This is a genomic window from Porphyromonas miyakawae (assembly GCF_045865415.1).
Classification (GTDB): Bacteria; Bacteroidota; Bacteroidia; order Bacteroidales; family Porphyromonadaceae; genus Porphyromonas; species Porphyromonas miyakawae.
This window is the reverse complement of record NZ_BAAFSF010000001.1, coordinates 834916-852530: the sequence shown is the minus strand read 5'-3', so window position 1 is coordinate 852530 and position 17615 is coordinate 834916. Positions and strand designations below refer to the sequence as shown.

The 17615-nt window shown below is 43.0% G+C and carries 16 protein-coding genes; 7 read left to right on the top strand and 9 right to left on the bottom strand.

From position 1 onward, the window contains the following. Positions 1 to 110: 110 nt before the first annotated feature. Genes ACLWMH_RS03470 through ACLWMH_RS03440 form a run of 7 tightly spaced genes read left to right on the top strand, consistent with a single transcriptional unit; the run spans position 111 to position 7080 of the window. On the top strand, positions 111 to 1331 hold the full coding sequence (locus ACLWMH_RS03470; protein ID WP_411915354.1) for a hypothetical protein: 1221 nt from the start codon (positions 111 to 113) through the stop codon (positions 1329 to 1331). Between the two features lie 2 nt (positions 1332 to 1333). Further along, a complete protein-coding gene (locus ACLWMH_RS03465) occupies positions 1334 to 2122 on the top strand; it encodes an exonuclease domain-containing protein (protein WP_411915353.1) in 789 nt (262 codons plus the stop codon). Positions 2123 to 2134: 12 nt separating this feature from the next. Continuing rightward, on the top strand, positions 2135 to 3355 hold the full coding sequence (coaBC, locus tag ACLWMH_RS03460; RefSeq protein ID WP_411915352.1) for a bifunctional phosphopantothenoylcysteine decarboxylase/phosphopantothenate--cysteine ligase CoaBC: 1221 nt from the start codon (positions 2135 to 2137) through the stop codon (positions 3353 to 3355). After that, positions 3345 to 4247 carry a type IX secretion system protein PorD gene (gene porD / locus ACLWMH_RS03455; protein WP_411915351.1) on the top strand — a complete coding sequence of 301 codons (903 nt, stop codon included), beginning with the start codon at positions 3345 to 3347 and terminating at the stop codon, positions 4245 to 4247. Before coaBC ends, porD begins: the two co-directional genes overlap by 11 nt. A gap of 13 nt (positions 4248 to 4260) precedes the next feature. After that, the gene (recN, locus tag ACLWMH_RS03450) at positions 4261 to 5922 is read left to right on the top strand and encodes a DNA repair protein RecN (protein WP_411915350.1); all 1662 of its coding nucleotides are present in this window, start codon (positions 4261 to 4263) and stop codon (positions 5920 to 5922) included. After that, the gene (gene rlmB / locus ACLWMH_RS03445) at positions 5915 to 6655 is read left to right on the top strand and encodes a 23S rRNA (guanosine(2251)-2'-O)-methyltransferase RlmB (protein WP_411915349.1); all 741 of its coding nucleotides are present in this window, start codon (positions 5915 to 5917) and stop codon (positions 6653 to 6655) included. The genes recN and rlmB overlap by 8 nt, the downstream gene beginning before the upstream one ends. A gap of 44 nt (positions 6656 to 6699) precedes the next feature. Beyond that, a complete protein-coding gene (locus ACLWMH_RS03440; RefSeq protein WP_411915348.1) occupies positions 6700 to 7080 on the top strand; it encodes a RidA family protein in 381 nt (126 codons plus the stop codon). A gap of 163 nt (positions 7081 to 7243) precedes the next feature. Here ACLWMH_RS03440 and ACLWMH_RS03435 read toward each other — a convergent pair whose 3' ends face one another. The 9 genes from ACLWMH_RS03435 to ACLWMH_RS03395 form a co-directional block, all read right to left on the bottom strand. Next, entirely contained in the window at positions 7244 to 7546 is a 303-nt protein-coding gene (locus tag ACLWMH_RS03435; protein ID WP_411915347.1) for a hypothetical protein, read from the bottom strand. Then, positions 7543 to 9546: an OstA-like protein gene (locus tag ACLWMH_RS03430; protein WP_411915346.1), complete on the bottom strand. Its 2004-nt coding sequence runs from the start codon at positions 9544 to 9546 to the stop codon at positions 7543 to 7545. Before ACLWMH_RS03430 ends, ACLWMH_RS03435 begins: the two co-directional genes overlap by 4 nt. A 9-nt stretch (positions 9547 to 9555) precedes the next feature. Continuing rightward, positions 9556 to 10953 (bottom strand): peptidylprolyl isomerase, encoded by a 1398-nt coding sequence (locus ACLWMH_RS03425; protein WP_411915345.1) that lies wholly within the window; start codon positions 10951 to 10953, stop codon positions 9556 to 9558. Between the two features lie 33 nt (positions 10954 to 10986). Then, a complete protein-coding gene (gene recQ, locus ACLWMH_RS03420; RefSeq protein WP_411915603.1) occupies positions 10987 to 13164 on the bottom strand; it encodes a DNA helicase RecQ in 2178 nt (725 codons plus the stop codon). A 64-nt stretch (positions 13165 to 13228) separates the two neighbouring features. Then, a complete protein-coding gene (clpX, locus tag ACLWMH_RS03415; RefSeq protein ID WP_411915344.1) occupies positions 13229 to 14518 on the bottom strand; it encodes an ATP-dependent Clp protease ATP-binding subunit ClpX in 1290 nt (429 codons plus the stop codon). A gap of 82 nt (positions 14519 to 14600) precedes the next feature. Then, positions 14601 to 15281: an ATP-dependent Clp endopeptidase proteolytic subunit ClpP gene (gene clpP, locus ACLWMH_RS03410; protein WP_411915343.1), complete on the bottom strand. Its 681-nt coding sequence runs from the start codon at positions 15279 to 15281 to the stop codon at positions 14601 to 14603. 288 nt (positions 15282 to 15569) lie between these two features. Next, positions 15570 to 16301 carry a peptidylprolyl isomerase gene (locus ACLWMH_RS03405; protein WP_411915342.1) on the bottom strand — a complete coding sequence of 244 codons (732 nt, stop codon included), beginning with the start codon at positions 16299 to 16301 and terminating at the stop codon, positions 15570 to 15572. A 15-nt stretch (positions 16302 to 16316) separates the two neighbouring features. After that, entirely contained in the window at positions 16317 to 17363 is a 1047-nt protein-coding gene (gene selD, locus ACLWMH_RS03400; RefSeq protein ID WP_411915341.1) for a selenide, water dikinase SelD, read from the bottom strand. 3 nt (positions 17364 to 17366) lie between these two features. After that, complete coding sequence (locus ACLWMH_RS03395; protein ID WP_411915340.1) at positions 17367 to 17588, bottom strand: putative Se/S carrier-like protein; 222 nt, start codon at positions 17586 to 17588, stop codon at positions 17367 to 17369. Between the last annotated feature and the right edge of the window lie 27 nt (positions 17589 to 17615).

Genomic DNA, 17615 nt, shown 5'->3' with positions numbered 1-17615 from the left:
ATTTTCTCGTCTCTTAAGCCACGCAGTATATCAGAAGAATAAACTTTCTTTAATCGCAGTTATTTGCTACTTTTGCATTTAGTAGAAAAGCGAATAATTGAGCATAAATTATGATTACTTTCAAGGTTCCTTCGGGCAATCTCTCCGCTGTGCTTCAGAGCATTGTAAGAGCCGTTCCCCCAACGCATACTAACCCTATAATGAGCGAATTCCTTTTTCAAATCAAGGATAATGTACTCTATATAACGGGAGGAAGTGGCGTTTTTCAAATCACTGATTCTATTGCCCTTTCTGCAGAAAGCAATGTAAAAGATATTTTCTTTTCAGTAAACCCATCCGACATTGTTGATTATGTAAAAGACCTTCCGGAGCAGCCGCTAACCTTCCAGTTTGATGACTCTGCCATTGTTTTGCAAAACGATGAAACGGAGGAGAGGAAGGATATCTTTGATCCGACTCCTAATGGAGAAGGGCAACTCACCATTCTATTCGATGAGGGAGAAATCAGCTTCTCTGTTTCTGTAAGCGACCAATACAATGCAATCGCTACGCCTGAAGAGAAATTGGTGGACACATTCCACTTTGATGTGGACATGCTAAGTAAGGGGCTGGAATATACCTCTGCAAGCTTGGACAGCAACACACAGCACGCAAGCTTTGCCGGAGTACACTTTGCTTTTTTCCCTGACCGCTTGGAGATGGTTGCCACCAACGGATTCGTACTTACACTCTATACCGTACAAGGAAATTTTCTACCTTCGGCAGATAGCAATCAATCAACGGCTTTTACGCTTCCTGAGAGTTGTGCAACCTATCTAAAGAGCTTTTTGCCCCGTTACTTAGGTGAAGAGGTACAGATCACACGTTACGAAAGCAGTATTAAGTTCAATATTGCCACAGTGGAGATCATTTCTACGCTTAACGAATCCCCTTTCCCTGCCTATCACACGATTATACCACAGGACATAGAGTACGAATTGGAACTCAAAAGCTCTATTCTACTCAGTAAGGTGCGTCGTATGAATAAGTTTATGAAAGAGGATGAAGGAGTGATCTTTACACCGGGTGAAAACAGTATTGAGTTGCTTGTCCACTCCGAGGCAACTAACCGACACGCAAAAGAGCAAATTGCGCTCAGTAACCCGAAAGGCTTTAACACGCGATTTGAACTAAACAACATGCGGTTCCAAAAGCTCTTAGGCAACATTGAGTCGGATACCGTACTAATCCAAATCAAAGACATTACGCGCTCCTTCTTAGTAGTACCCAGCAGTATGCCGGAAGGGACGACCTTGATTAATATTATTTCAGCTATCAACCAAAATAGTTAATAATGAAACTACACCTCACGAGACCGATCGTCTTCTTCGATTTGGAGACGACCGGGCTTGACATTGTAAAAGACCGCATTGTGGAGATCTCCATTCTAAAGGTTTTCCCGGACGGATTAGAGGAGACTACGACACGACGTATTAATCCGGAGATGCCTATTCCGGCAGAATCAACGGCTATCCACGGCATTACCAACGAAGATGTAGCCGACTGCCCCACCTTCAGGCAGATATCCAAAAGTTTGGCAGACAAGTTACGGGGATGCGATTTGGGAGGCTACAACTCTACCCACTTCGATTTGCCAATGCTGGCTGAGGAGTTTCATCGTGTAGGAAACGACATAGATCTGTCCAAGATGAGAATGATTGACGTACAAACCATCTTTCATAAGATGGAGCGACGCAACCTAACGGCCGCTTACCGCTTCTACTGCAACAAAGATCTTACTGATGCACATACAGCAGAAGCAGACACAAGGGCTACCTATGAGGTTCTTTTGGGGCAATTGGATCGCTATCCTAACGACCTAAAAAACGATGTTGCTTTCTTGGCCGAGTTCTCACAACAGAATAGGAATGTGGATCTCGCCGGACGCATCGTGCTCAATAGTAAGGATGAACCGGTCATCAACTTTGGGAAATACAAGGGTCAAACCGTTGAAGAAGTGCTGAAAAGGGATCCCGGCTACTACGGCTGGATAATGGACAATGATTTTTCTGCCGATACAAAGCAGCATTTTACCAGATTGAGATTGGAGTATAGTAAGCTATCGGCCAACAAGATACTCTGATCTATGTGTATCATGGAAAGTTTGGTAGGGAAACATATTGTATTAGGTATTACGGGCAGTATTGCGGCATACAAATCCGCCTATTTGGTGCGTGCTCTTATTAAAAAGGGGGCTGACGTACAAGTCGTTATGACTCCTTCAGCCAAAGAGTTCATTGCTCCGCTAACCTTATCCACCCTCACGCAAAAGCCTGTTGTATCGGAATTCTTTGACCGACGCGACGGCTCCTGGCATAGCCACGTTGCACTCGGGCAATGGGCAGATCTTATGCTTATTGCTCCCGCTTCTGCCTCGACCATTGCTAAGATGGCAAATGGGATAGCTGACAACATGTTGCTCACGACCTATCTATCCATGAAAGCTCCGACTTTTGTAGCCCCTGCGATGGACCTGGATATGTACCGTCATGAGGCTACTACAGACAATCTTAATACCTTGAAAAGTCGTGGTATCACCATCATAGAGCCGGGGAATGGATTCTTAGCAAGTGGATTAGAGGGGAAAGGAAGAATGGAGGAGCCTGAAGCTATTGTTAAGCACATAGAGGCTTTTTTTTCCAAATCCCAACAATTAGGAAACAAAAAGGTACTTATTACAGCAGGACCTACCTACGAAGCAATTGATACAGTACGCTTCATAGGAAACCACTCCTCGGGGAAAATGGGTATTGCGTTAGCAGAAGCGTTTCGAGATGCCGGAGCAGAAGTAACACTAGTATTAGGTCCCTCAGCTTTACCGGATCCTGAGTGTGTGCATTGCATACGGGTTACCACTGCTTTAGAGATGTTAGCTGCGTCAGAGCGCCCCTTTAAAGAGTGCGATATAGCCATTTTTTCAGCTGCTGTAGCTGACTTTCGTCCGAAGAAAGCTTTCCAGGGCAAGATAAAGCGCGAGATGCAGCAAGACCCTTTGATTATTGAGTTAGAGCCAAACCCCGACATTGCAGCCACGCTCTCTGCTCAGAAGCGATCAGATCAACTAACAGGTGGCTTTGCTTTGGAGACAGAGGTCAATGTGCTTGAAGCACAGCGCAAGCTAAAGAGTAAGCAGTTAGACTTTATTGTGCTCAACTCTCTAAGCGAGGCCGGTAGTGGCTTTGGTGTAGATACCAATCGCATCCGCATCATTGACAAAGAAGAGAAAGATCCTATTGTATATCCTTTGACTGACAAAAAGGAGGTAGCACGGCAAATCGTTGACTTTGTCGTAGGGAAACAAGCTCATGCCTATTAAATACTATCTTTTGCTGCTCTGTGCCTTAGTACTCTCATGCTCCCTTAGAGGACAGGAGTTTATGGCACACGTAAAGATTAATACGGAGCAACTACCCAATGCGGATAAATCCATGTTCAATGATCTGGAAGGTAAGTTAACCTCTTTGATAAACGACAATGCTTTTACTGCTCTGACCTTCTCACCTATAGAACGCATTAATTGCGAAATCGCGCTCAACCTAATTTCTGTTGAAGACAATAGCAAGTACAAAGGCGAGCTCTTTATAACAGCTCAAAGGCCTGTGTACAATGCATCCTACACTACCACATTACTTACTTTTCGGGATGTGGATCTCTCCTTTGAATATCAGCCCTACGATCAAATCATCTACAATCCTATGGTCATAGATAACAACCTTACAGCTACTGTTGTCTACTGGCTTTATGTGGTTTTAGCATTGGATTTAGATAGCTTTTCACCATTAGGGGGAACAGTTGCCTGCAACCAACTTCAACAACTGGTGAATACAGCTGCACAGATACCTGATACAAAGGGCTGGAATGCCTTCGATGGTACGCATAGTCGGCACGCAATTGCTGCAGCTTTAAATGATCCGGCTCAAGAACCCTTCAGGCAGTATTGGTACCTTTATCATCGTAAAGGCTTAGATGAGTTAGTAGCTAACGTACAACGTGGTAGAACTACCATGCTGGAGTCCTTATCCATGCTAGAGGAAGTATGGCAAGATCGCAACTCCTCTCCCCTACTGATGATCTTCTCCGAAAGCAAACTTGCTGAATTAGTGGCTATTGCGGAGAAAGCAAATAAAAACGAGAAAGAGTCAGCTCGCAAGATATTGAACAAACTATATCCGACTGAAGGAAATGTTCTGTCGAAGCTAAGAAACTAACCATTTTCTCCGTATGCTAACTGATTTATCCATAAGTAACTTCATCTTGATTGATCATCTACAGGTAAGTTTCACCTCCGGCTTTACCACGATTACAGGGGAAACCGGAGCCGGAAAAAGTATTTTTGTAGGGGCTCTTTCTATGCTTTTGGGCAAACGGGGTGATAGTAGCTTAATAAGAAATGGCGCGGAAAAATGTATCATAGAAGCTTCGTTCTCTCAGCTTCCCAAGCGGCTCAATGAACTACTGGATACTTTAGATTTACCGACCGATTCCTCCGAATGCATTCTCCGTAGGGAAATCACTGCATCAGGACGCAGTAGAGCATTTGTTAATGATACGCCTACCTCATTAGCCAATCTCTCTCAAGTAGCACTGCAACTCATTGATATACATTCGCAACATCGCAATCTTCTCCTGTCTGATGGTAATTTTCAACTTACAGCCATTGATCGGTTACTTCCTCCTGACAATCCTCTTCAAAGCTATAAAGAGGCCTATTCTGCATACCTAAAAGCCAAGCAAACACGTGACGAGATAGCGGAACGAATCAGACAAGCAGCAGAGAACTATGACTACGATTCATTTCGCTTTAGCGAATTGGACAATGCGCATCTTATTGAAGGAGAAGAAATTTCTTTACACGATGAATTAGACGCCTTAGAGCATGCAGAGGAGATCAAGCAAGGACTCCTTGAGGCTTGTCGTCTACTCCAAGAAGACGAAGATAATATCATATCTCGTATAGCGTCAGTAGAACAAACGCTAGGTGGCATACGCAATTTTTCATCCGATATAAATGAATACGTGGAGCGCATTAGTCGTGCTCGCATTGACTTAGCTGATATTGCAGGAGACCTTATCAGAATAGCAGACGATTCATACTCTGATCCGGACCGATTAACAGTGGCCTCAGAGCGTTATGACCTCCTCAATCGATTGATGAGTAAGTACCACACAGAAGATACAGCTTCACTCATATCGTTACGTAATGAATTGGCTTCTCGGATCTCACTATATGAGAGTGGAGATCTTGATCTCAAACAGGCAGAAAAGAGTCTTTCGGAAGCACATGCACGATTACTATCTGTGGCAAAGGAACTCCATGAATTCCGCTTGAGAGCTGCGAAAGTAATGGCTTCTTCCCTAAGTGATATGTTGCATGATTTAGAAATGCCACATGCTACTGTAAAAATAGAGGTCACAGAAATGACCACTCCTACGCCAGATGGTATAGATAGTGTAACCCTTCTCTTCTCAGCTAATCGTACGTTACCTCCACAACCGGTCGGAGAGATTGCCTCGGGAGGGGAAATCTCCCGTCTTATGCTGGCACTCAAGGCTCTATTGGCAGAGCACGAAAGCTTACCTACCATACTATTTGATGAAGTAGATACCGGTGTATCGGGTCGTACAGCTGACAAAATGGGGCAGTTACTTCTACGTATGGGGCATGTTATGCAGGTAATCGCCATCACGCACCTTCCACAGATAGCAGCACGAAGTGTAACACAAATGATGATCTACAAAAAAGAAGATCCTCTACCACAAACCATTCTTAAGACTCTATCCACAGAAGAAAGGGAGCAAGAAATAGCTCGTCTACTGAGCGGACATGAAATAACTCCTGCAGCATTAAAAGCTGCACAAGCACTACTCAATCACAATGATTAAAGAACAACTCCTATATGGTGTACATGCCTTAGCTGAGGCACTCCACAATGGAAATCCAATAGATACAATCTATTTAAAAAAGGGCCTTATATCACCGGAAGTGCAGTCTATTAAGCAAATGGCACGTACTGCAGGAGTTCCTGTTAAAGAAGTACCCATTGAGAAACTTAATCGCCTGACACGTAAAGCACACCAAGGCTGTGTAGCTATTGCATCACCTATTGAGTATGCCAACTTGGAGCAGCTTGTTCCCATGTTATATGAAAATGGCGAAATCCCTTTTCTTATTGTCTTGGATGAACTTACCGATACCCGAAATTTTGGTGCTATTGCACGTTCAGCAGAATGCTTTGGCTGCCATGGGATTGTGATTACCCAGCGGAATAGTGTATCCGTTACAGCTGATGCAGTAAATGCCTCTGCAGGGGCTTTGCTGCGAATTCCTGTAGCTCGTGTAGCCTCTTTACCTCGTGCACTCACCTTCCTAAAGGAGAGTGGTATCGGACTTACGGCTGCCAGTGAAAGAGGAACGATATCTTGTGATAAAGCCATATTTGAGGGACCTGTTGCCTTGATCATGGGTAATGAGCATCATGGACTAAGTGAGCGTTCTCTTGCTTTAGCAGATCAAATGGTTAACATACCAATGATGGGACACATCTCCTCTCTAAATGTATCTGTAGCTGCCGGGATACTCCTCTTTGAGATTACTAAACAGAGATTATCTCTATAACTATAATATTGTATTGATAACAACCCAATAACTAATTCATTATCATGAAAAAAATCATTGCAACTGAAAAAGCTCCTAAGGCTATAGGTCCTTACAGTCAGGCCGTAGCATGTGGCAATTTTCTCTTCACCAGCGGACAACTCGGTTTAGATCCTGCTACGGGTGACTTTGCAAAGGGAGGAGTCACAGAGCAAACTGAACAAGTCATCAGCAATCTGAAAGCCGTAATAGAAAAGGCCGGATTCACCCTAAATGATGTAGTAAAAGCTACCTGTTTCTTAGCAGATATTAATGACTTTGCGGCTATGAATGAGGTATATAAAAAATACTTTACAGGAGACTTCCCTGCTCGTAGTGCATTTGCTATCAAATCACTTCCTAAGGGAGGTCTTGTAGAAATAGAAGCCATTTGCTACAAGGACTAAATAAAGCAACACTTCAACGTAAAAAGCACGCCAATGAGACTTATTTCTCATTGACGTGCTTCTTCTTTTTCTATTGCAAGTCAAAGGACTCTCAACTATAGGCTGATAGAGAAACTATTTAGCAATACTCTACAGCCTAAAGGACATTAAAGAGGAGGGGGCTTTATTTTCGCATAAGATCTTTCAGAATAGACGAGGTGCCGTTTGTGAGCGATGAGAAGCCACCATAATATAACCACCAAACAACAACACCAAGTAAGACAAGCATCAAGAAAATACGAAAGAATTCGTTTCTTCTTCCTACCCCACTTTTACCCCGTTCTTCTTGCGTCGGCAAATGGGTCATGTTATTGCGCATAGACTCACGCAAGCTTTCGGAAAGGTGAATTTCAGAGTTTATTGTATCCTTAGCAGCATCTATAGGTTGTGTACTTTTCTCCGATGTGAGTTCTCCATCCTCAATCATCTTCCTTCTGATGCGCTCTCGTCGTTCGTTAAGGGCCTGCTTTCGAGGGTCATACGATATGGGGGTATGATGGGGTCGGATTGGTTTTCTTGGTCTGTATAGTAATGCCATGATTCATTTTGATTTGAGTTAAATAGCTTTAGGTCTGGGGACAAAAGCCAGGTAAATGGTTCATCTTCAGGCAATGGGCGGCGTATATAAAGAGGCAACAAAGCCCGAGCCATTTCTTCTTGCCGCACAGTATCAACTTCATCAGGTTTCCAAGTAGCCCGTATGCGACTCAATTCTACTTCTTGTGAAATTGTCTGGTAAGCAGATAGAGCCTGCTGTGCACCATTAAAATGAGATAAATCACTTAGTGAAGGAGGAGTAAAGGCAACCTCTTGCCCCATAGAGTCTCTCTTTAGGGTAAATATATCTTGTGGAGATAATGGACGCATTTTAGGTTTCCAAGTAAGTCCGGTAAGAGACTTATCCGACTCCGTGGCCTGCTCAATAGGCGTTAAGGTTCCCTCTGCCGGTCCCAGCCAAACGGCTCTTTGTATAGTATCAGCAGCAAAATACGCCACTACATAGGGGCTTTTTACACGACCTACACCAAAGTAATGCTTGATAGATTCTTGTAGGGGGAAATAGATCATTTCAACCTCGCCGTAGGCACGCAACTCTTTAACCGAACGATCTACAAAGAAAGCAAGAAGACTATCCCCCTTTATCTGTTCAAACTTATCAGGATCCAAAAGCTGTCGCATTGATTTAGCATTGAGCCATGCTTTAGTGTGGTGCAGCGTATCTGCCGCGAAATAAGCACGTATCGTGTCACCCTCCAATTGGGTGCTATCATTCCAAACTATAGGAGCTTGGAAAAGTGTAAGGATAGAATCCATGGAGAAGTAACTGACTGAGTCAGCTTTTCCTTGAAGGTCTTGCCTGAAGAGCTTCGCATTATGATAGCCGCGCATGATGCGAACAGGCTTTTTCGATTGAATTGAGTCTCTATAAGAGATCATTTCCATAGTATCTGCAGCTAGGTAGAGGGTATCCTTCTTCGAATAGTCCTTTAGCCAAGCATGATAGGTAGAAAAAGCGTACTCTGTACTATCATTAAAAAATCCATACTCGCCATAGAGGTTAGCCTTATTGATCGTATCGTTGAGTACCATTGAGCCAAAACACTCAGTAAAGGAAAGAGGCTTGTCGTAGAATATAGAATCGGCTGTGATAGTACCCCTTCGATTAAATACAGTCGAACGATCCAAAAGAATGCCTACATCCTTTTCAGTATCATAAACGCCTCTAGTACTTTCAATACGTCCTGAATCAGAAACAATCGTAGTAGGACCTGTGAAATAAGCTATCTTCGTCTTTGTATTATATCGTAAATAATCTGTCGTAAGTACAAAGTCAGGATTTTCCAAGACCACCTCATCAGTGAAAATAGCCTCATTAGTTGAAGGGGTATACTCCCCATAAATAGAGGTAAGTGTATTGAGAGAGTCTACTATCGTTCCCCCTTCGGTATAATAGCCTGTACCCAAATTACGATCATAACTCAAACTATCGGTATAGAGTGTAGCGGTAAGATTAGACATCTCCACATCGTAGCGAAGCTCTGCCATACGATCCTGCCCGTAATAGTCCAACTGTCCACCTGTAATAGTTAGCGAATCGCCCTCTAAAATACGGATATTGTCGTAAGCAAAGAAACTATTGGTAGCATCCTCCAGAAAAGCACTATCACAATACATCACCCAACTTTCGTGTCGTACCTTTACGTTGCCTCTCAATTGCTGAAGTCCGGGCTTCTCAATAGCATTGTAATGCAGAGAATCGGAGTGCTCTAAAAGGATACGCTTCTTATTGCCTGGAGGGGGTGCTGTGTGCGAATAGGAGAAAGAGTAGGTTATACCCCACAAGAGTAATAAAGCGAAGGCAACTATGGCATTTGGCCGCCTTCCCCATTTCACACATTCTTTACTCTTGTATTGCTTATCAGGCATGGAGTTACGCTACTTTCCGGTCGCAGCATTTTTCTTTATCCACCCCGGATACTGAAAGTCACAGCTCTGCATTGAGGGATCGACCTCAATAAAGGTAGTCTTTTGTTGCTCTCTAATCCACTCTTCAATACGCTTGTTTTTCTTATCTGCGAGTGCCATATTCTTTATAATTCGGAAGTCTTCCTGCAAATTGGCACGATGTGCTTCGTATCGATTAGTCAAGCGTACTATAGCAAGCTGTTTATTACCTTTTTCATTGGTCATAACGAAAGGTCTCGAAAGCTCACCTACTCTTAGAGAAGAAATGGCACTACTTATATCTTGGGGTAACTCATCCAATTGGAACAAAGAGCTGCCCACTGACTCACTTTGGTAGTTTTCGTTGACTAAAAGCCCCTCGTTATTTTTTGTTTTATCGTCTTGTGAATAGGTAGCAACTGCTTCTGAAAAGGAAATCGTGCCACTGGTGATCAGAGTTGCTATACTATCTAGTTTGATTCGTTCTGTCTCCAAAGCCTCATTAGACAGCTGAGGACGAAGAAGAATGTGCCGGAAGTTGACAAGGTCCCCACGTTTCTCAATAAGTTGTACAATATGGAACCCTTCTTCCGTCTGAATGATAGGAGAAACCTTTTCTGTACCCTTCATTGTAAAAACGATACGTGCGAATTCAGACTCCAAAGAACTCTTTGCCACAAAGCCATATTCACCTCCGAGAGAGGCAGTTTTGGCATCTTCCGAATAAAGACGAGCTAAGGTAGAGAAGGAACTCTTTCCACTATTTACATCTGCAGCAAATCCTCTCAATCGCTCCTTAATTCGATCTATCTCGCTAAGTTTTATTTCAGGACGACGTATTATCAGCTGAACCTCCGCACGTGCCGGTACGAAGGGAACACTGTCTTGAGGAATTTTATTGTAAAAATCCCGTATCTCACTCGGTGTAACCGAAATATTCTTGACAATAGCATCCTGCATGGCGGTTACAATGTCATTATTGCGAAAGATACGCCTTTGATCCTCCTTTATCTGAGAATATTTTTTATTGAAGTACTCCTCTAACTTTTGCTTGGATCCGACCTGAGCTACAAGGCTTTCCAAATAGGCATCAACTCGCCGATTAATTATATTTTCATCAACCGTAATGCTATCTATCTTAGCTTGGTTAAGGAAAAGCATCTGAGTGGCTATTGTTTCAGCTATAAAACAATCAGGATTCATATCCCCAATGTCTACCCCTTCATAGCGCATTCTGAGCTTCTGATACTCAACATCACTAAGTAATATAGGCTCATCGCCAACCATCCAAACCACTCGGTCAATTACATTTTGCGCTTTCAAAGCAGTACTAAAGAGCAGGAAAGCCACAAAAGTAGCCACAGCATACATAAAGTTGAATTTATTCATGGTGTCTTCTTAATTGTTTTGAACAAGATATTCTTAACCGGCCTGCTCTGAATAGAACTTTATTTTCACAAGGGTCAGTTCATCGTCTGTATAGGCCTCGTCAAAGGCATCACGCGCCATCCCTATATCACCCGTTGAAGACTGCTTGAAGTGATCGTATATTTCAGCGATTTCGTCATCATCCATACGATTTTTCAACTCATAATCAATATTCAGCTTCGTACCTCCGCGAACTATTTCGCTCATTTCACGCAATAATTCATCAAACTCCAAATCATTGGAAGCAGCAATATCCTCAAGAGGAATACGACGATCTATCTGTTGAATAATCGTTGTTTTGATCTTTGACTTATTGACGGTAGTTCGGATCGGGAAGTCAAAGGGAGGATCGATATCATTTTCTTCAATATGACGCTTGATCAAATCAAGAAATTCCTTGCCATACTTTTGTGCTTTGCCGCTACCCACACCGGGGATATTCTGTAGTTCATCCATGGTGGTGGGATAAAGGGTAGCCATTGTCTTAAGAGAAACGTCTTGAAAAACAATGTAAGGAGGCACATTGGCTCGCTCAGCAACCTGTTTGCGCAAATCTTTCATCATAGAGAAGAGCACGGCATCAGCAGCATCTCCCGTATCATCCATACGAGCATCTTCATCAAGCTCTTCTTCCTCTTCATCACTCTCTACTTGGACAAAGAATGTACTCTTTCCCTTTGGAAACTTCTTTCCTTTTGCTGTTACGGTCAGTAACCCATAATTTTCTACTCCCTTCTCTAAAAAGCCGGCAACTGTAGCCTGACTAATAACAGCTTCCCAGACCTCAGGATCTATATCAGCACCTATTCCAAAACACTCAAGCTCGGTTTGCTCTAGTGTCTCAATCTCAGCTGTGGCATTACCTTCCAGAAGGTCAATGATATGATCCGCCTTGAACTTTCCTTTCACCTCAAGGATGGCATCAATGACCATCTTAAGCCACTCAGTAGCATCTACTTTTTTCTTCTCCATTCTACAGTTATCGCAATTTCCACAGTTTTCCTGTTTATACTCCTCACCAAAATAATGTAGCAGAAAGCTTCTGCGACATATAGAGGTTGTCGCATAGGTCTCTATCTCGCTTAGGAGTTGCTTTCCTATCTCTTGCTCTGAAATAGGCTTACCATGCATGAACTTCAATAGCTTGGCAATGTCCGCCGGGCTATAATAAGCGATACAGATTCCCTCTCCCCCATCTCGACCGGCGCGCCCGGTCTCTTGGTAGTAGCCTTCTAGGCTCTTGGGCATATCATAGTGTATCACAAAGCGCACATCGGGTTTGTCAATACCCATTCCAAAAGCAATGGTAGCAACTATTACGTCACACCTCTCATTTAGGAACGCATCTTGGTTACTACTACGCTCCTTAGCCTCCAAGCCTGCATGATAAGGTAACGCTTTTATACCATTAGCTTGGAGTAGCTCAGCAAAAGTAGTAACTTTATTTCGGCTCATGCAATAGATGATGCCACTTTTCCCCTTTTGTGTCTGTAAAAAACGTATTATATCAGAGTCAACATTCTCTGTCTTAGGTGAAACCTTATAAAAAAGATTCGGACGATTAAATGACGACTTAAAAAGTACGGCATCGGGTATTTTGAGGTTTTTGAGGATATCACTTTGTACCTTGGGAGTCGCAGTCGCTGTAAGAGCCATAATTGGGCGTCTACCCACCATATCAATCATTGCTCTGATTCGACGATACTCAGGTCTAAAATCATGTCCCCACTCGGAGATACAGTGAGCTTCATCAATGGCATAAAAAGAAACTCCTATACCTCGTAATAATTCTATATTTTCCTCCTTATTCAATGACTCAGGAGCTACATAGAGCATCTTTGTACGTCCCTGAATAAGATGATCTTTCACCTCCGAAAGCTGTACTCTTGAAAGGGATGAGTTCATAAAATGAGCGATGGCATCATCGCCCGCATACCCTCGAATAGCATCTACTTGATTTTTCATCAATGCAATCAAGGGCGATATAATAATAGCCGTTCCCTTACTGAGCAATGCAGGAAGCTGGTAGCAGAGAGATTTTCCCCCTCCGGTAGGCATCAAAACAAACGAATCTCTCCCTGAGAGTAAGTTCTCAATGATAGCCTGCTGATTTTCTTTAAATGAGTTGAATCCGAAGAGATTTTTTAAGCAACTCTTCAGCGTCTCACTCATTCCCCCCTGCAGTACTCTCCACATTGCTTACTTCAATTTAGCTCACAGCAGATGAATGAATTACTCACACACCGGCATGTTCCCTCGCATATTGCTCAGTGACAGTAAATACTTTATTGTCACCTCCCGGAAGATTGTACATGGCATCCATCATAATGGTCTCAGCCACACTTCGTAAACCTCGCGCTCCCATGCCTTCGGCAACTGCCTTTTCCACTATAAAATCCAATGCACCCTCTTCAATCTCAAGAGTTATTCCATCCATAGCAAAAAGAGCTTTATACTGCTTGACAATAGCATTTTTGGGCTCTGTTAGGATACGCCTAAGAGTCGCTTTATCCAATGGATCTAAATAAGTAAGAATAGGCAACCGGCCCAATATCTCCGGGATCAATCCATAAGCACGTAGATCTTGGTGTGCTACATGCTGCAAAAGATTCTTACGCTCTATCTTTTCTCCCGACTTTTCCTTTGTATGGAAGCCTACATAGCTGCTATTCAATCGGTTTGCTATTAATCGCTCAATACCCACAAAAGCTCCACTGCAGATAAAGAGTATATGTCTCGTATTTACTTTAATAAACTGCTGCTCTGGATGTTTACGCCCTCCCTGAGGTGGAACATTCACATCCGCACCTTCCAGCAATTTAAGCAATCCTTGTTGGACCCCTTCACCGCTTACATCCCTTGTAATAGAAGGACTATCCCCCTTGCGTGCTATCTTATCTATTTCATCAATGAAAACAATACCCTTCTCAGCGGCAGCTACATCATAATCAGCTGCTTGCAGAAGCCGTGTGAGAATGCTCTCTATATCTTCTCCCACATAGCCGGCCTGAGTCAGTACAGTTGCATCCACCATAGCAAAAGGCACTTTTAGGAAGCGTGCAATAGACTGCGCCAAGAGAGTTTTTCCGCTTCCTGTCGGGCCTATCATTATCACGTTACTTTTTTCGATTTCTGTATCTGGAGCCTTCTCGGCAGGGGTATTTTTTTGTGATTGAAATAGTCGCTTATAATGGTTGTACACAGCTACCGACAAATAGCGCTTTGCATCGTCCTGTCCGATCACATACTGATCCAAGAAATTTTTTATTTCTCTTGGTTTAGGCAAATCAGCAATTGTCAAGGTACTGCTACCCGGTGTAAGCCAATCATTTTTTTCCTGTTTAGCGAAAGGATCATGCTTCAACCTCCCCCCATCTCGCATCATAAGTAAATCCTCAATCTGGGAAATACATTCGTCACAAATACAAGTAGTTTGTGACATGCCGGTAACTAAGAGTGCGACTTCACTTTCCTTTTTTCCACAGAAACCGCAATGACGCTCTCTTGTTTTTTTTTCGTTTACCATCCTATTCGTTCTCTCGACACAAAAACACAAAGCAGATACTCCACAGATACCCCTCTGTGGAGCAAATGCTTTTATTTACCCATTAGGACTCTTTGCGTGAGGTCAGTACTTGGTCAATGGCTCCGTAAGCTAAAGCCTCCTCTGCACTAAACCATTTATCTCGATCACTGTCCACCTCAATCTGCTCAATTGTCTGACCGGTATGCTTAGATAAAATACCAATCAATTCTTTTTTCACCTTTACAATCTCTTTAGCAGCTATTTCTATATCACTTGCTTGTCCTTGCATACCACCAAGCGGTTGATGTATCATCACTCTAGAGTGAGGGAGAGCGAATCGTTTTCCCTTTGAGCCGGAAACAAGCAATACAGCAGCCATAGAGGCGGCCATACCGGTACATATTGTAGATACATCACTAGATACATACTGCATAGTATCATATATGCCATATCCGGAGTAGACCGACCCACCCGGGGAATTTATATAAATGGAAATATCCTTCCCGGGATCCGTACTATCCAAATAAAGCAGCTGCGCCTGTATCACATTGGATGCATAATCATCGATCTGTGTACCAAGAAATATAATTCTATCCATCATCAAACGAGAGAACACGTCCATCTGCGCAACATTAAGCTGACGCTCCTCAATGATAGACGGATTGATATATTCACGTCCTTCTGCCTTTATATATTCATCAAGTGCCAAGGCATTAAGCCCCATCTTTTTTGTGGCAAAACGCCTAAAGTCTGTTTCTTTCATATTCATTTCAATCTTTTTCTGTTTCGTTAGTGCACTATACACAGGTTCATATTTGCAGATTACGTGCCAAAGAGCTATCCACAAAATACAAATATAGGCAGTCCGACACAAACAACATTGTGTAAACCTCGCATTAGGTACAGTCACTACCGACTTATAACAAAGATAACAAATCCCTATGATTTCTCATAGACCTTCTAACCAACTGGATGAGTTTCTTTCCTACAAAAATAGAGATCTGCAAAAAGAGGTCAGATAAAAGAGAGTTTTTAATCCTTATCCATAATGTCAGATCTCTATGATGGACATGGTTAGCTCAATATTCTCGTTAGGTCTATCGCTCTGATCAGTAGCTGCTTGCTGTATCTTTTCTACCACTTCAAGTCCGGACTCAACTTCTCCGAATACCGTGTACTGTCCGTCAAGAAAAGGAGTCCCCCCCACAGAACGGTATAAATTTTTCTGTTCCTCAGTCAAAACGGCCTCTTTTTTACTCCTTTCAGCCTCCTCAATGAGACGATCCTGTAAAGCCATTAGACCTTCATGATTGCGCTCCCTCCTCAGTTGCATAATCTCTTCCTTATGCTGGAGAGCCAAATGATTGAATTTCTGCTGCACAAACTGCTGTTGCATCTGTTTTTCAAGCTGCTTAAGCTGTTCATCCTTGTAGATATCTCCCCACACAATATAGAACTGTGATCCACTACTCCTCCTTTCAGGATTCACCTCATCGCCTTGTCTTGCTGCTGCCAATGCTCCTCTTTTATGATATAGTCCCTCCTTAATTTCTGCCTCAATCGTATAATCGGGGCCACCTACGCCAAGTTGCTTCTCTTTAGGAGCTCCTTTGGAATCCGGATCACCACCTTGAATCATGAAATTCTTTATAACACGATGGAAAAGCGTTCCGTCATAGTACTTTTCTTTTACTAATTTGGCGAAATTATCTCTGTGCAAAGGAGTCTCGTCATAGAGACGCAGCACTATATCACCCAATGAGGTATGTAATAAAACTTTCATATATTTCTCTAATAATCAATTTAGTACAACTTTAATACCATCCCTACGAGCCTCTTTCACTTCTCCAATAATAGCGGCAGAGATGTCTCCAGCGTCATGTATCTTGCAGCATACCTCCTCCGCTATATCTGAATCAACCGCCATAAGCAACCCACCGGAAGTTTGTGGGTCGGCAGCCAAATAACTCATTAGAAGAGGAGCATTTACCTCAAGTGCTGCTCCCACATATCTTATATTACGAAATGCTGCACCGGGGATACAGCCATCGTCCAAAAGTTGCAGAACTCCCGGCAAAACAGGAAGCTGAGAGGTATCAATTTCAATTGTAACATCAGAGGCTTCAGCAAGCTCAAACCCATGACCAACGAGGCCAAACCCTGTAACATCAGTAGCACCTCTGATTGCATAGTCACACATTACTTGGGCAGCGTATTTGTTTAGTCGTTGCATACAATCTACTCCCTTTTTATATTCTTGATCTCTTGTCATGCTTAGTCTCTGTCCCGCAATCATGACTCCCACTCCCAGTGGTTTGGTAAGGATCAGTTTTTGTCCGCTCCGAGCACCGCTATTCGTTACTATCTTATTAGGATGTACCACCCCTACTACAGCAAGGCCATACTGAGGAGTTTTATCCTCTATCGTGTGACCGCCCATAGTAAAAGCGCCCGCCTCATCAATGGCTTGTTGTCCTCCGCGTAATATCTCCTGCAATCCCTCTAGAGGAAGCCTTGAACCCGGATAATGCATAAGATTCAATGCCATTAGTGGCTTTCCTCCCATTGCATAGACATCGCTGAGCGCATTGGTAGCTGCAATAACGCCGAAAGTGTAGGGTTCATCCACCACGGGAGGGAAAAAGTCCGTTGTCATAATCAAAGCCGTTTCTTCGTTTAGTTTATATACACCAGCATCATCATGAGTAGATAATCCCACAAGCACATTTTCATTCGCAGGGACAGTGACCTTTGACAATAGCTTTGATAGCTCATAAGGATCTATCTTAGCGGAACAGCCTCCATATTCGCACTCTTTGAGCAACTCTATTTTCTGTAACTTCATCACTTACTCTTTGTAGTCCACTATCAACAATTCTTCACTATGGGTCAACAAACTCTCCACTTCCTGCCTATAGTCTTCTTCTACTTTCAAGCACATTCCACACTCCGGATCCAAATATGGGGGTGTACTTCTTACCTCATGAGGTATTTGATGCTCTACAATGCTCTTTCTCGCAGAAATAAAGGCTCTTGTAGAAGAAAATATAACCAAGAAGCTGCGTTTCATATATCTTTTTACAAAAACAAATATTAG

Excerpts from the sequence above, each read along its gene's own strand:
- ACLWMH_RS03470 (WP_411915354.1), top strand. The coding sequence starts at position 111 with ATGATTACTTTCAAGGTTCCTTCGGGCAATCTCTCCGCTGTGCTTCAG.
- ACLWMH_RS03465 (WP_411915353.1), top strand. The coding sequence starts at position 1,334 with ATGAAACTACACCTCACGAGACCGATCGTCTTCTTCGATTTGGAGACG.
- coaBC (WP_411915352.1), top strand. The coding sequence starts at position 2,135 with ATGGAAAGTTTGGTAGGGAAACATATTGTATTAGGTATTACGGGCAGT.
- porD (WP_411915351.1), top strand. The coding sequence starts at position 3,345 with ATGCCTATTAAATACTATCTTTTGCTGCTCTGTGCCTTAGTACTCTCA.
- recN (WP_411915350.1), top strand. The coding sequence starts at position 4,261 with ATGCTAACTGATTTATCCATAAGTAACTTCATCTTGATTGATCATCTA.
- rlmB (WP_411915349.1), top strand. The coding sequence starts at position 5,915 with ATGATTAAAGAACAACTCCTATATGGTGTACATGCCTTAGCTGAGGCA.
- ACLWMH_RS03440 (WP_411915348.1), top strand. The coding sequence starts at position 6,700 with ATGAAAAAAATCATTGCAACTGAAAAAGCTCCTAAGGCTATAGGTCCT.
- ACLWMH_RS03435 (WP_411915347.1), bottom strand. The coding sequence starts at position 7,546 with ATGATTGAGGATGGAGAACTCACATCGGAGAAAAGTACACAACCTATA.
- ACLWMH_RS03430 (WP_411915346.1), bottom strand. The coding sequence starts at position 9,546 with ATGCCTGATAAGCAATACAAGAGTAAAGAATGTGTGAAATGGGGAAGG.
- ACLWMH_RS03425 (WP_411915345.1), bottom strand. The coding sequence starts at position 10,953 with ATGAATAAATTCAACTTTATGTATGCTGTGGCTACTTTTGTGGCTTTC.
- recQ (WP_411915603.1), bottom strand. The coding sequence starts at position 13,164 with ATGAGTGAGACGCTGAAGAGTTGCTTAAAAAATCTCTTCGGATTCAAC.
- clpX (WP_411915344.1), bottom strand. The coding sequence starts at position 14,518 with ATGGTAAACGAAAAAAAAACAAGAGAGCGTCATTGCGGTTTCTGTGGA.
- clpP (WP_411915343.1), bottom strand. The coding sequence starts at position 15,281 with ATGAAAGAAACAGACTTTAGGCGTTTTGCCACAAAAAAGATGGGGCTT.
- ACLWMH_RS03405 (WP_411915342.1), bottom strand. The coding sequence starts at position 16,301 with ATGAAAGTTTTATTACATACCTCATTGGGTGATATAGTGCTGCGTCTC.
- selD (WP_411915341.1), bottom strand. The coding sequence starts at position 17,363 with ATGAAGTTACAGAAAATAGAGTTGCTCAAAGAGTGCGAATATGGAGGC.
- ACLWMH_RS03395 (WP_411915340.1), bottom strand. The coding sequence starts at position 17,588 with ATGAAACGCAGCTTCTTGGTTATATTTTCTTCTACAAGAGCCTTTATT.